The sequence below is a fragment of the Saccharopolyspora sp. 7B genome, from assembly GCF_020177435.1.
In the GTDB taxonomy this organism is placed as follows: Bacteria; Actinomycetota; Actinomycetes; order Mycobacteriales; family Pseudonocardiaceae; genus Saccharopolyspora_C; species Saccharopolyspora_C gregorii.
Genome location: NZ_JAIUKC010000029.1, coordinates 1 through 13,105, shown reverse-complemented (window position 1 = coordinate 13,105; position 13,105 = coordinate 1). Strand labels below are relative to the sequence as shown.

The 13,105-nt window shown below is 74.4% G+C and carries 13 protein-coding genes; 6 read left to right on the top strand and 7 right to left on the bottom strand.

Annotated features, from left to right (window positions below):
• Window positions 1–228: 228 nt before the first annotated feature.
• Window positions 229–444 carry a hypothetical protein gene (locus LCD33_RS05955; RefSeq protein WP_224960690.1) on the top strand — a complete coding sequence of 72 codons (216 nt, stop codon included), beginning with the start codon at window positions 229–231 and terminating at the stop codon, window positions 442–444.
• Between the two features lie 203 nt (window positions 445–647).
• On the opposite strand, the gene hrpB is transcribed toward LCD33_RS05955, so the two are convergent.
• A complete protein-coding gene (hrpB, locus tag LCD33_RS05950; RefSeq protein ID WP_224967223.1) occupies window positions 648–3,077 on the bottom strand; it encodes an ATP-dependent helicase HrpB in 2,430 nt (809 codons plus the stop codon).
• A gap of 170 nt (window positions 3,078–3,247) precedes the next feature.
• On the opposite strand from hrpB, the gene LCD33_RS05945 reads away from it, so the two are divergent.
• A complete protein-coding gene (locus tag LCD33_RS05945) occupies window positions 3,248–3,583 on the top strand; it encodes an antibiotic biosynthesis monooxygenase (protein ID WP_224960694.1) in 336 nt (111 codons plus the stop codon).
• A 43-nt stretch (window positions 3,584–3,626) separates the two neighbouring features.
• On the opposite strand, the gene LCD33_RS05940 is transcribed toward LCD33_RS05945, so the two are convergent.
• Window positions 3,627–4,781, bottom strand: coding sequence for a hypothetical protein (locus LCD33_RS05940; RefSeq protein WP_224960696.1), 1,155 nt, complete (start codon window positions 4,779–4,781; stop codon window positions 3,627–3,629).
• 376 nt (window positions 4,782–5,157) lie between these two features.
• Between LCD33_RS05940 and LCD33_RS05935 the strand changes: the two genes are divergently transcribed.
• The 3 genes from LCD33_RS05935 to LCD33_RS05925 are packed head-to-tail and all read left to right on the top strand — an operon-like array spanning window position 5,158 to window position 6,284.
• Window positions 5,158–5,370, top strand: a complete 213-nt coding sequence (locus LCD33_RS05935; RefSeq protein ID WP_224960701.1) for a hypothetical protein — start codon at window positions 5,158–5,160, stop codon at window positions 5,368–5,370.
• Window positions 5,367–5,531, top strand: coding sequence for a hypothetical protein (locus LCD33_RS05930; RefSeq protein ID WP_224960703.1), 165 nt, complete (start codon window positions 5,367–5,369; stop codon window positions 5,529–5,531). Before LCD33_RS05935 ends, LCD33_RS05930 begins: the two co-directional genes overlap by 4 nt.
• A 54-nt stretch (window positions 5,532–5,585) precedes the next feature.
• Window positions 5,586–6,284: a dienelactone hydrolase family protein gene (locus tag LCD33_RS05925; protein ID WP_224960705.1), complete on the top strand. Its 699-nt coding sequence runs from the start codon at window positions 5,586–5,588 to the stop codon at window positions 6,282–6,284.
• A gap of 52 nt (window positions 6,285–6,336) precedes the next feature.
• On the opposite strand, the gene LCD33_RS05920 is transcribed toward LCD33_RS05925, so the two are convergent.
• The 3 genes from LCD33_RS05920 to LCD33_RS05910 all read right to left on the bottom strand — a co-directional run bounded on the left by LCD33_RS05920 (window position 6,337) and on the right by LCD33_RS05910 (window position 10,031).
• A complete protein-coding gene (locus LCD33_RS05920; protein ID WP_224961730.1) occupies window positions 6,337–7,008 on the bottom strand; it encodes an excalibur calcium-binding domain-containing protein in 672 nt (223 codons plus the stop codon).
• Window positions 7,009–7,261: 253 nt separating this feature from the next.
• Complete coding sequence (gndA, locus tag LCD33_RS05915) at window positions 7,262–8,698, bottom strand: NADP-dependent phosphogluconate dehydrogenase (RefSeq protein ID WP_224961728.1); 1,437 nt, start codon at window positions 8,696–8,698, stop codon at window positions 7,262–7,264.
• Between the two features lie 136 nt (window positions 8,699–8,834).
• Window positions 8,835–10,031 carry a dipeptidase gene (locus LCD33_RS05910; protein ID WP_224961726.1) on the bottom strand — a complete coding sequence of 399 codons (1,197 nt, stop codon included), beginning with the start codon at window positions 10,029–10,031 and terminating at the stop codon, window positions 8,835–8,837.
• 247 nt (window positions 10,032–10,278) lie between these two features.
• On the opposite strand from LCD33_RS05910, the gene LCD33_RS05905 reads away from it, so the two are divergent.
• On the top strand, window positions 10,279–10,785 hold the full coding sequence (locus tag LCD33_RS05905) for a DUF664 domain-containing protein (protein ID WP_224961724.1): 507 nt from the start codon (window positions 10,279–10,281) through the stop codon (window positions 10,783–10,785).
• Window positions 10,786–11,017: 232 nt separating this feature from the next.
• Here the strand turns inward: LCD33_RS05905 and LCD33_RS05900 are convergent, their stop codons facing one another.
• Complete coding sequence (locus tag LCD33_RS05900) at window positions 11,018–12,130, bottom strand: iron-containing alcohol dehydrogenase family protein (protein WP_224961722.1); 1,113 nt, start codon at window positions 12,128–12,130, stop codon at window positions 11,018–11,020.
• A 14-nt stretch (window positions 12,131–12,144) separates the two neighbouring features.
• Window positions 12,145–13,071 carry an aldehyde dehydrogenase family protein gene (locus tag LCD33_RS05895; RefSeq protein WP_255617106.1) on the bottom strand — a complete coding sequence of 309 codons (927 nt, stop codon included), beginning with the start codon at window positions 13,069–13,071 and terminating at the stop codon, window positions 12,145–12,147.
• Window positions 13,072–13,105 lie beyond the last annotated feature (34 nt).

Here is a 13,105-nt window from a genome sequence, read left to right as displayed (position 1 = left end):
GCGCGCGCCCCCGCCCCCCCCCCCGCCCGCGCCCCCCCGCCCCGGCCCCCCCCCCCCCCCCCCCCCCCCCCCCCCCCCCCCCCCCCCCCCCCCCCCCCCCCCCCCCCCCCCCCCCCCCCCGCGCCCGGGAACGGCCGCTCGGGCGTGCGGTGCCGATCCGGCGGAACCGGCGCCGCGCCCGGCCGGCCCCGCGTAGGGTCGCGGGCGATCGTGCGGAGGAGGTGCCGGATGCGGCGAGGTGCGCGGGCGCCCGCGGAGTTCGATCCGAAGTACGGGCAGCGGTTCTGGTCCGCGGTGGCGCTGGTCGCGCAGGGCGCGCTGTGGCTGACCGCGGACCTCGCGCCCTGGACGCGCGCGTTGTGCTGGGCCGCCATCGCCGTGGGTGCCGTGGCGGCGGCCCGGTTCGGGTGGCGCCACCTCGACGCACGCCGTGCACGACGCTGACCAGCGGTCGAACGCGTACGGCGACCGCACGACCGCCGCAGGCCCGGAGTGAACGGACCCTCCGACCAACCAGATGGGACGAACAGTCCGTTCACCCCACCCCGGAACGGCTGCGCAGCGACCGCACGACCGCCGCAGCACCGAGTGAACGGACCCTTCGACCAACCAGATGGGACGAACGGTCCGTTCACTCCTCCCCCCGGTCAGGTGGGGCGGCGGGTTCGGCGGGTCGGGGTCGCCGTGGTGGGGTCGTCGGGCCAGGAGTGCTTCGGGTAGCGGCCGCGGAGGTCGGCGCGGACCTGCGGGTAGCCGGTCGTCCAGAACGATTCGAGGTCGGCGGTGACCGCGGCGGGCCGCCCGGCGGGGGACAGCAGGTGCAGCAGCAGCGGAACCCGCCCGTCGGCGAGCAGCGGCACCTGGCGCCAGCCGAAGACCTCCTGCACCTTCACCGGCAGCACCGGCCGCTCTCCCGAATAATCGATCTTGATCCGCGATCCGGACGGCACCTCCACGCTCTCCGGCGCGAGTGCGTCGAACCGGGCCGCCCGATCCCACGGGAGCAACCGCCGCAGTCCTCCCCCGGCGGAGATCCGCGCCAGGTCGGCGCGTCCGCGCGCCCGGGACAGCTCCGGTTCCAGCCACGAATCGGCCCGGGACAGCAGGGATTCGTCGTCCACGGCCGGCCACGGTTCGCCGAGCGCCTCGCGCAGGAAGCCGATGCGGTGCCGCAGCCGCGTCGCGTCCTGGCTCCACGCCAGCAGGCCGAGCCCGTCCTGGCGCAGCCCGTCGAGCAGCGCGGCCCGCAGCAGTGCCGGGTCGGGTTCGCGCAGCGGCCTGCTGTCCACGGTGATGGCGCCGATGCGTTCGGCGCGCACCGCACGCACGTCCCCGCCGGTCCAGCCGACCTCGTCCCGGGTGCTGTGCAGCGCGGCCGCGACCCGCCGGGCGAGCGCTTCGTCGATGGGCGCAGCGAGGCGCACGGTGCCGTGGGCGGCGCCGGGTGCGCGGTCGGCGACGGCGACGGCGAGCCATTCGGCGTGCCGCAGCGGTGATCCGGCGGGCAGTTCGACGGCGGTGCCTGCGGCCATCAGGTAGACCGGCGAGTCGGCGGCGCGGCGGCGCGCGATGCGTTCCGGGTAGGCGAACGCGACGACCTCCGCCGCCGAACCACCTCGCCCGGTGCCGTCGACGCGCTCGGCGAGCCTGCGGGATTCCCGCCGCCACCGGTCGGATCCGGGACCGCCGCGGCGCAACCGGGCCAGTGCCAAGTCCACATCGGACTCATCGGTGACGGTGTCGTCGTCGAGCAGCGCCACGACCTCGCTCGCGGTCCGCGCGCCCGCCCGTTCGGCCCCGTCGAGCAGTGCGCGCGCCAGCCGCGGGTGCAGGCCGAGTTCGGCGAGCCGCGTCCCCCGGCCGGTGACGGCACCGTCGGCGGTGAGCGCGCCGAGGCCGCGCAGCACCTGTTGCCCGGCGGCGAGCGGACCGGCGGGCGGCTCGTCCCACCAGGTGAGCGCGGTTCCGTCGGGCGTACCCCAGCAGGCCAGTTCCAGGGCGAGCCGGGTGAGTTCGGCGGTGCGGATCTCGGGTTCGGCGAACGCGGGCAGCGTGCTGTGCTCGTGCTCGGGCCAGCAGCGGTACGCGAAACCGGGTCCCTGCCGCCCGGCGCGGCCGGCGCGCTGGTCGGCGGCGGCTCGCGACACCCGCACGGTGGCGAGCCCGGCCAGGCCGCGCCGGGTGTCCACCCGGGACACCCGGGACAGGCCGGAGTCGACGACTGCGCGCACGCCCGGCACGGTGAGGCTCGATTCGGCGACGGCGGTGGCGAGCACCACCTTGCGTCGTTTCCCCTGCCGCAGCACGGAATCCTGCTGCGCGTGCGGCAGCCGCCCGTGCAGCGGGAGAACGTCCACATCGGACAGGTCGGCGAGCGCGGCAGCGGTGCGGCGGATCTCCCCGGCACCGGGAAGGAAGGCGAGCACGTCACCGTCCTGCTCGTCGAGCGCCGTCCGCACCGCACGCGCCACGCACGCTTCGATGCGTTCGCGCCGGTTCGGCGGCAGGTAGCGGTGCTCGACCGGGAAGGTGCGAGCCTCGGCGTACAGCACCGGCGCGCCGCCGAGGACTTCGGACGCGCGGGTGGCCGCGAGCGTCGCCGAGGTCGCCAGCAGCCGCAGGTCGGGGCGCAGCCCGTCGCGGGCGTCGAGCAGCAGCGCGAGCAGCAGGTCCGCGTCGAGGTGCCGCTCGTGGCACTCGTCCAGCACCACCACGTCCACATCGGACAGTTCGGGGTCGGATTGCAGCCTGCGCACCAGCAGGCCGGAGGTGACGACCTCGACGCGGGTGCGCGCGCCGCGCCTGCGCTCGCCGCGCACCGAGTAGCCGACGGTCCCGCCGACCTCCTCCCCGAGCAGTTCGGCCATCCGGCGGGCGGCGGCGCGGGTGGCGAGCCGCCGCGGTTCGGCCACGACCACGCGCAGCCCGCGTTCGGCGAGCGCCAGCGGCACCAGCGTCGTCTTGCCGGTGCCGGGCGGGGCGACCAGGACGGTGGTGCCGTGCTCGGCGAGCGCGTCGGCGACCTCGCCGAGCACCGGTTTCACCGGCAGGTCGGGGAGGCTGGAGAACTCGGTCATCGCAGCACAGTGTCCCCGCAGCACATCGAGCCGTGCCGCCGAGGTTCGCCGAACCGTGCGGCCGGTGGCGCACGACCGGGTGGCCGGGTCGGCGCCGGTTTGACTCACGTCAGTTTCCTGACACAGAATGTTTGTGTCAGAAAGCTGACACCGACGATTGCGAGAACCCCATGCCGAGCACCATCGAGCAGGGCGCGCCGCTGGCCACCCTGATCAACGTCTTCACCGTCCGCCCGGAGCGCCAGCGCGAGCTCGTGGACCTGCTCGACCAGGCGACCGAAGAGGTCATGATCACGCTGCCCGGCTTCGTGTCCGCGAACATCCACGCCAGCACCGACGGCACCAAGGTCGTCAACTACGCGCAGTGGAGCGACGCCGACGCGTTCCGCGCGATGCTCGCGAACCCGGTCGCGCAGCCGCACATGACCGCCGCCGCCGAGGTGGCCGAGTCCTACGAACCGCACCTCTACGAGGTCTCCGCCGTGCACGCCATCGACCAGCTCTGACGCACCCCGACCCAGGTGAGTCGGGGCGTGGCGCGGTGGGCGCTCAGCGCTGCGGCAGGCGGTGGCGGAGGTGGTCGAGGACGTCGGCGAGGGTGCTGGGCAGCGGTGCCCGCGACGTGCGGGAGAGCGCGCGGCGCAGCACCTGCTCGGTGGCGCCGGACGCGATCTGGCCGACCATCGGAGCGATCCGCACCGCCACCCGCTCCGCCTCACCCAGGTCGCGCGCCGCGAGCAGTGCGTCGAGCAGGTTCGCGCGGTGGATGTACAGGCCCCAGCGGTAGTCGGCGACCTGCTCAGCGCCCTCGGCCGAGGCCGCCAGGTGCGGCAGCGCTCGCGCCGGGTGGCCCGACGTGGCGTACATCAGTCCTCGGTGCGCCGAGACGACCTGCTCGTCCACCCACCACGTCCACGGCGGGTCGCGCCCGTCGATCCCCTCGTCGACGGTGACCCGCGCTCGTGCGAACGCGCGCTCCGCATCCGACGTCGCACCCAGCTCTCCGAGCGCCCGCGCCGCCCGCACGTCGAACAACGCCCGCACCCGGCCGGGCAACCGATCGTCCGAGCCGAAGCGCTGGGCGATCCGCAGCGCCTCCCGCGGACGCCCGCTGCCGGTCGACGCCAACGCCTGGTTCGACAGGATGAACCACTGCATCGAGGTGTCCCCCGCGATCTGCGCCAACATCAACGCTTCGGCATTGATCGCCCGCGCCTCCGCATGCCGCTGCGCATCGATCAACATCCACCCCGCGACCTCACCCAACTCCGCCGCCACCACCTCCAGATCCCGCTCCACACCCGAGCGATACCGACCCGACGCCAACACCCGCTGCGCATCCCGGAACCGCCGCACCACCGCGTCCACCACCTCCCCCGAACCGAGCAAGGAGTCCATCCGCACGAACTGCCGAACCGCACCCCGCAACGACTCGACGTAGTCCGCGCCCGCCGGTGGGCCGTGCTCCGCCGGGTCGGGCCCGGCCGGGGCCAGCGGTGGTTCCGGAACGGAGTCGGCGAAACCGAGATCGGCGTCCGAGGCGACGCCCAGCACCGCGCGCAACGCCGCCCGGTACGGCGCCGTCGGACACCGCACCGCACCCCGCTCCCACTTCGCCAGCAGGTGCGGGTCGAGGTCGTGGCGCTTGCCGGTCTCCCGCCACAACCACGCCGACACCGCGGACGCCAGCTCGGACCTCGACATCGGCTCACCGGGTGCGCGGCTCGACGCGACCCGGAGCCGCGCCGCACGCAGTGCTTCGTTGGGCAGACCCACGGTTACCCATGATGACCACCCCGCTGACCTGACGTCCACGCACCCTCCGTCACGACACTGCCACCATGAGTGATGGTGGACATGGGGTGAAATGGGTCGGGAGCCGGTACCGGTCGGTGTCGCACGCGGTACCCGCCGACTGGCGGTGGACGCCGGGATGCGTGACGCGGGCGCTGTGCGGACGCGAGGTCCGCCCGTCCTGGCCCGGGTTCCTGCTGCCCTCCGGGGTGTGCCCGGACTGCCGGGAGCGGGCCGGGCACGTGCCACCGCTCGCCCACCGCCGGCCGGCCCCGCGGGAGCAGCGATGATCTTCTTCGCCCGCTACCGCAGCACCGCGCTCGGCGTGACCGGGCTGATCAGCCACGCGTTCGAGGTCCGGCACCCGGCCGCGCGCGGGCGGGAGCTCACCGCGCGGTGCGGCCGGAGCTTCGCACCCGACGGCCTCGCCGTGCTGCCGGGGTGGACCGGGAGCCGCTGCCCGGCGTGCGCGCTCGACCTGTCCCGGCGGTCCCGGTGAGCGCCGTCGACGGGCGCGGCGGGCTCCCCGCGCCGGACCGCGCGCGGTACGGCACCGGCTGGGTCCACCTGCGCAGCGGAGACCTCGCCGAACCGGCGCGGGGGACGCGCCCGGACCTCGCCGTGCTGGAGGCGGTCCTGACCCGGTTGCGGGAACTCTGACGCCACCCACCCCACCCGATGCCGACCGGTGCCCGCAGGTGGTGCAATGCGGGCATGGCTGACAACCCCTTGCAGAACGTGACCTTCCCCAGCAACGGGCACACCGCGCACGGCTACCTCGCCCTGCCGGAATCCGGTAGCGGGCCCGGCGTCGTGGTGATCCAGGAGTGGTGGGGGCTCACCGACCACATCGCCGACGTCACCAACCGGCTCGCCGCCGAAGGGTTCGTCGCGCTCGCCCCCGACCTCTACGGCGGCCGCACCACGCACGACTCGGACGAAGCCGGGCAGCTCATGCAGGAGCTGCCGGTGGAGGGCGCCGCCCGCGACCTCGGCGGGGCCGTGGACCACCTGCTGTCCCTCGACGCCGTCACCAGCGAGAAGATCGGCGCCGTCGGGTTCTGCATGGGCGGCGGGTTCGTGCTGGTGCTCGCCGCGCAGCAGGGCGACAAGATCGGCGCCGCGGTGCCGTTCTACGGGGTGCTCGGCGAGGACTACCCCAGCTTCGAGAACCTGACCGCGCCGCTGCTGGGGCACTTCGGCGAGCAGGACGCCATGGCCCCGCCGGACGCCGTCGAAGCGCTCGCCGACCGCATCGAGAACGAGTCCGGCACCCGCCCGGACTTCCGGATCTACCCGGCCGGGCACGCGTTCTTCAACGAGAAGAACCACATGGGCACCTACGACCCGGTGCAGGGCGCCAAGGCGTGGGGCGCCACGCTCGAATTCCTGCGGGCGAAGCTGGAAGGCTGATCCCGGTGCGCGCGGCCCGTCCACCCCGCGGTGGACGGCCCGCACCGATGGGTCAGTTCTCGCAGCCGATGCCGTCGCCGTCCCGGTCGAGCTTCGGGCGGTAGCCCGGGTCGCCGCGGTACACGGGTGCCGCGCCGGCCGCGCGGGCCGCGTCGCAGTTCTGGTAGTACACCGACGGTTCCGGGGCGTCGTAGGTCTTCGCGACGTACGGCTCCGGCTCGGGTGCCGGGTCGACGGGGGCCTCGGGGGCGCTGTCCACGGTACGCGGGAGGCGCGCCGGGCTCGGCGGCGCGGGCGCGACCAGCCGCACCACGACCGGCGCCGACAGCCGCACCGCGGTGCCCGCCGCCGGTTCGATGCCGCTGACCACCCAGGTCTCCGGTACCGGCATCGCCGAGGACGCGTCGTCGGACACCGCGGTCACCGCGGTCAGCCCCAGCGCGCGCAGCTCGTCGAGCACCGCCCGGGCGCCGCGACCCTCGACGACCGGCAGCGCCACCTCGGGTTCCGCGACCTCCGCTTCCGCCGGTTCGACCGGCACCGGGGTGGTCGCCACCGGGGAGACCGGAGCCCGCTCGGCCTGCGGCGGCGAAGCGCACGAGGCCGCCAGACCGACGACGAACAGCAGCAGGAAGACGCCACCGGTGATCCACGGCCACTTGCGCTGGTGCGGCCGCGGCCGGGAGGACGCGTTCGGCAGCTGCGGGAACGTCCGCATACCCATGTCCGTTTTCTCTTTTCCGCCCCGGAGGGCGCATCGGGCCCGATGCCGTTCACCAGGCTCGATGGACATGTCGCCGAACACGGACGGTCGTTACCGAATGCACTCCGTCGGCCTAACGGCACCGGCGGACGAGGGACGGGATCGACCGCGCGCCACACCGCCGCACCCGACCGGGCGCGTCGACCGCCGAACGGGCCACGGACGCGGGGGCCCGCGGCACGCCGGAGCGCACCGCGGGCCCTGGTGGCACCGATCAGGCCGATTCCTCGTCCCGGTTCGTGTCCCAGCGGGTGTGGAACGAGCCCTCCACGTCGGTGCGCCGGTAGGTGTGCGCGCCGAAGTAGTCGCGCTGCGCCTGCGTCACCGCGGCGGGCAGCCGCTCCGCCCGCAGCGCGTCGTAGTACGACAGCGCCGCCGAGAAGCCCGGCGTCGGGATGCCCAGCTCGGCGGCCGTGACCACCACGCGGCGCCACGCGTCCTGCGCGGCGGCGAGCTCCCGGGAGAACTCGGCGTCGGCCAGCAGCGTCGGCAGCGCCGGGTCCGCCGCGTAGGCGTTGCGGATCCGGTCCAGGAACGCGGCGCGGATGATGCAGCCACCGCGCCAGATCGTGGCCATCGCGCCCAGGTCGACGTCCCAGCCGTACTCACGGCTGCCCACCGAGATCATGTTCCAGCCCTGCGCGTAGGACACGACCTTCGACGCGTACAGCGCCTGCTCCACGTCCTCGGCGAGCCGCTTCGCGTCCTCCCCGGACAGCGCGGCGGGCTGCGGACCGGCCAGGCCGCGGGCGGCTTCGCGCAGGTCGCCGTGCCCGGACAGGCTGCGGGCGAACACCGCCTCGGCGATGCCGGAGACCGGGACGCCCAGTTCGAGCGCGGTCTGCACCGTCCAGCGGCCGGTGCCCTTCTGCTCCGCCTGGTCCTGGATGACGTCCACGAACGCGGAGCCGGTGCGGGCGTCGGTGTGGGTGAGCACCTCGGCGGTGATCTCCACCAGGTACGAGGCGAGCCTGCCCTCGTTCCAGCCGCGGAACACGTCGGCGATGGCGGCCGGTTCCAGCCCGCCCGCGTGCCGCAGCAGGTCGTAGGACTCGGCGATGAGCTGCATGTCGGCGTACTCGATGCCGTTGTGCACCATCTTCACGAAGTGCCCGGCGCCGCCGGGGCCGACGTGCGTGCAGCAGGGGGTGCCGTCCACGTGGGCGCTGATCTTCTCCAGCATCGGCCCGAGCGACTCGTAGGCCTCCGCGGAACCGCCCGGCATGATCGACGGGCCGTTCAGCGCGCCCTCCTCACCACCGGAGATGCCGGTGCCGACGAAGTGCAGGCCGCGGGCGCGCAGCGCCTCGTCGCGGCGGCGGGTGTCCTCGAAGTGCGCGTTGCCGCCGTCGATGATCACGTCGCCCTCGTCGAGCAGCGGGGCCAGCTCGTCGATCACCGCGTCGGTGGGGCCGCCCGCCTTGACCATGATGACGACCCGGCGGGGGCGCTCCAGCGAGGCCACCAGGTCGGCCGCGGACTCGGCGGCGACGAACTCGCCTTCCTCGGCGAAGCGCTCCATGAACTCGTGGGTGCGTCCGACGGAGCGGTTGTGCACGGCCACGGTGTAGCCGTTGCGCGCGAAGTTGCGGGCCAGATTGCGCCCCATGACCGCGAGACCGGTGACGCCTACCTGCGCCAGCTTCGACATGAATACCTCTTTCGCTCCGGATGACTCGTGGGAACAACTCCGCCGCCGCGGCGGGTGTTCCCGGTACGGCGAACATCACCTCGGTGGGTGGTGCTCGCATGGTGCATGCTCCCCCGATTCGGGCGGGGCGGCGGGGTCAGCCGTCCAGGTCCTCGATGGTGGCGACCGACGGGCGCTCGGTGGCGCGCAGCCGGTCCGCGACCCGTTCGGCGTCACCGAGCACGCGGATCGCGTTGCGGTGGGCCAGTTTCGCGAGGTCCTCTTCGGACCAGCCGCGATCGATCAGTTCGGCGAACAGGTTCGGGTACCCCGCCACGTCGGCGAGGTCCTCGGGGGTGCTGACGACGCCGTCGAAGTCGCCGCCGATCCCCAGGTGGTCGATGCCTGCCACCTCGCGCATGTGGTCGAGGTGGTCGGCGACGGTGGCCGCGGTGGCGCGCGGGCACGGGTGCTCGGCCTCGTGTTCGGCGCGGAACGCGCGCACCCGCTCGCCGTCGTCCGCGTCGATCCCCGCGGCGGCCAGCGCGGCTTCGTAGTCGCGCAGCCAGTCCCGGGTCTCCTGCCGCACGAACGTGGGCACGAACGTCGCCATCGCGACGCCGCCGTTGGCGGGCAGCGCGGCGAGCACGTCGTCGGGGATGTTGCGCGGGTGGTCGCAGAGCGCGCGCGACGACGAGTGCGAGAAGATCACCGGGGCGCGGGAGACGCGCAGGGCGTGCCGCATGGTGTCGGCGGAGACGTGCGAGAGGTCCACCAGCATCCCGATCCGGTTCATCTCCCGCACCACCTCCTCGCCGAAGCGGGTGAGGCCGTGCGCGGCGGGTTCGTCGGTCGCCGAGTCGGCCCACGGCACGTTGTCGTTGTGCGTGAGCGTCAGGTACCGCACACCGCGCGCGTGGAAGGCGCGCAGCGTGGCCAGCGAGCAGGCGATGCTGTGCCCGCCCTCGGCGCCCATCAGCGAGGCGATGTGACCGTCGGCCATCGCGGCCCGCACCTCCGCTGCGGTGCCCGCCAGGCGCAGCCGGTCGGGGTGCCGCTCGACCAGCCGCAGCACGCAGTCGATCTGCTCCAGGGTGGCGGGGGGGGCGCGGGCGCCCTGCAGCTCGGCTTCCACGTAGACCGACCAGAACTGACCGCCGACCCCGCCCGCGCGCAGCCGCGCCAGGTCGGTGTGCAGCGACGCGGACTGGTCCTGGGCGATGTCCAGCCGCTCCAGGTCGTAGGCGCGGTGCTTGCGCAGCGCCCACGGCAGGTCGTTGTGCCCGTCCAGGACCGGGTGCCGCGCCAGCAGGGCCCGCGCTCGTTCCACCGAGGTCGGTTCCGCGTCGCTCATGGCACCTCACGTTCGGTCGCGCGCCCGGTGGGCGCGGGGGACTCGTTCCTCCGAGGTGTCTACCCGCACGGCCACCGGGCTTCAAGGCGATCGCGGGGACTGTTCGATCACGTGTTCTTCGTACACTGTGGACTCGACGTGTCGGGGAACCGGACGGATCGGACTCGGTGTCGGGTGCCCGCGCCGGTGCCTGCCCGTACCGTGGGGCGCGGAGCATCCGAACCACCGGGAAGGGACGCTGAGCGACATGACCAGCGCAGACGTGCTCGTCGACGGATACGACCGGATCCAGGGGGCGGTGCACGAGGCGGTCCGCGGACTCGAACCGGAGCAGCTGGAGTTCCGCCTCGACCCGCAGGCCAACACCATCGCCTGGCTCGCCTGGCACCTCACGCGGGTGCAGGACGACCACCTGGCGGGCGCCGCCGGGACCGAGCAGGCGTGGCTGGCCGAGGGCTGGCGGGACCGGTTCGACCTGCCCTTCGACGCGGCGGACATCGGCTACGGGCACAGCTCCGGCCAGGTCGCGCAGGTGCAGGCCTCCGCCGAGCTCCTGCTCGGCTACCAGGACGCGGTGCACGAGCGGACCGTCAGCTACGTCCGCGCGCTCACCGACGCGGACCTGGACGAGGTGATCGACGCGGACTGGAGCCCGCCGGTCACCCGCGGGGTGCGCCTGGTGAGCGTGCTCGCGGACGGGTTGCAGCACGCCGGACAAGCAGCCTTCATCCGCGGCGTACTCGAACGGCGGTGACGAGCCGGCTCAACTCCTGTTGCGGGGTGGGGCGGGTGGCGGAACCTCAGCGGGATTCTCGCTGCGGGATCGTTTTCACCGGTGGCTCCCGCAGGAGAAATCGCTGTCCTCGCGAGGAACCAGCTGAGAAGCCGCGGCGGTGCGAGTTGCTCGGGTGGTCGGCTGCTCAGCGGCTGCGCCGCTGACAGGAAGGACGGTGGGGGCGCGGGGAGGTCCGACGACAGGTGACCGGTCAGTAGGTGGTCCGGAGGAGGTCGTGGAGTTGGGGTTCCGCTGCGTCGGCGGGGTTGTTGCGGGTCACGGGGTCAGCGGCCGCCGCCGCGGCGATCGAGGGCAGCATGTCGCGCCGCACGCCCAGGTCCCGCAGCGGGGAGCGGATCTCCAGCCCGTCGGCGAGGTCGCGAGCGCACCGGATCGCCGCGGCCGCGCCACCGCCGGCCCCCATGGCACGAGCCGCGTCGGCGTAGGCCTCCCCCGCGGTGTCGGCGTTGAACTCCATGACGGTCTCCAGCACCGCGGCCAGCGCCACGCCGTGCGGCGTCCCGGCATGACCGGTGATCGCGTGCCCGAGGCCGTGCACCAGTCCCAGCCCGGACAGGGTGAGCGCCTGCCCCGCCAGGTGCGCGCCCAGCATCACCCGGGAACGCGCCTCCAGGTCGGTGCCGTCCCGGTGCGCGACGGGCAGCCAGCGGGCGACGAGCGCGATGGCCTGCGCCGCGTAGGCCGCGGAGATCGGGTTCGCGCCACGGGACGACAGCGATTCGATGCCGTGCACCAGCGCGTCCAGCCCGGTGGCGGCGGTGATGCGCGCGGGCAGCCCGGTGGTGAGCTCCGGGTCGAGCACGGCGACGGCGGGCCGCACCGAGGCGTGTCCCAGATAGACCTTGCGGCGGGTGGCCGGGTCCTCGATGACGCCGAATCCGTTGGTCTCGGCGCCGGTCCCGGCGGTGGTGGGGATCGCCACCAGCGGCAGCCCCGGAAGCCGCGGTTGGGCCCGCAGCGCGATGGCCTTCGCCGCGTCCAGCGGTGATCCGCCGCCGAGCGCGACCACGGCGGCCGAGCCGAACCGCTCCAGCCCCGCCGCACCGGTTTCCACAGTGGACAACGTGGGATTGGCGGCGACGTCGTCGAAGACGGCGTGCTCCAGCCCGGCCTCGGCCAGCACCGCCAGCACCCGGTCCAGGATTCCCGCGGCGCGCACGCCCCGGTCGGTGATCAGGTAGACCCGGTGGTGGCCGAGCTCGTCGATCAGCCGGGGCAGCGCGGCGATGCGCCCCGGGCCGAACTCGATGCGGCAGGTCGGTTCGATGCTGAGCCCGTCGGCGGGCAGCTCCTGGTCGCGCATGCGGACACCTCCGGTCAGGACAGGTCGATCCAGGTGGTCTTGAGCGCGGTGCACCCGGCCAGCGCGTGCAGGGACTTGTCCCGCCCGGCCCCGCTGGCGCCGAACCCGCCGAACGGCGTGATCACGTCGCTGGCGTCGAAGGTGTTGACCCACACGGTGCCCGCGCGCAGCCGCCGCGCCGCCCGGTGCGCGGTCGTCACGTCCCGGGTCCACACCGAGGCGACCAGCCCGTACTCGGTGTCGTTGGCGAGCCGGACGCCCTCGTCCGCGTCGCCGTCGTAGCCGAGCACGGTCAGGACCGGCCCGAAGATCTCCTCCCGCGCCGCGGGCGATTCCGGCGGCACGCCGGCCAGGATCGTCGGCGGGAAGAAGGTGCCGTGCAGCGCTTCGCCGCCGAGCACCGCGGTGGCGCCGTCGGCGAGGCCGCGCGCCACGTACCCGGACACCCGCCGCAGCTGCGCCTCGTCGACCAGCGGGCCGACGACGGTGGCCGGGTCGAGCGGGTCGCCGACGCGGAACGTCTCCTCGGTCAGCCGCACCACCTCGGCCAGCAGCCGGTCCTCGACGTCGCGGTGCACGACCAGCCGCGATCCGGCGTTGCAGGTCTGCCCCGCGTTGTAGAAGATCCCCCACGCGATCGCCGAGGCCGCCGCGGTGAGGTCGGCGTCCGGCAGCACCAGCTGCGGCGACTTGCCGCCCGCCTCGACGGCGACCTGCTTGCCGTTGGACTCGCCCGCGTACACCTGGAAGCGGCGGCCGACCTCGGCGGAACCGGTGAACGCGATCTTGTCCACGTCCGGGTGCCTGCCCAGCGCCTGCCCGGCCTGCTCGCCGCGGCCCGGTACCACGTTGAACACCCCGTCCGGCAGGCCCCCCGCGGCGCCGCGGCGGGCGGGCCGCCGCCCCCCCCCCCCGCGGGGCGGGGGCGGGGGGGGCGCCAACCCAGAGACGGGGGCCGGCGCGGGCGCGCGCGTG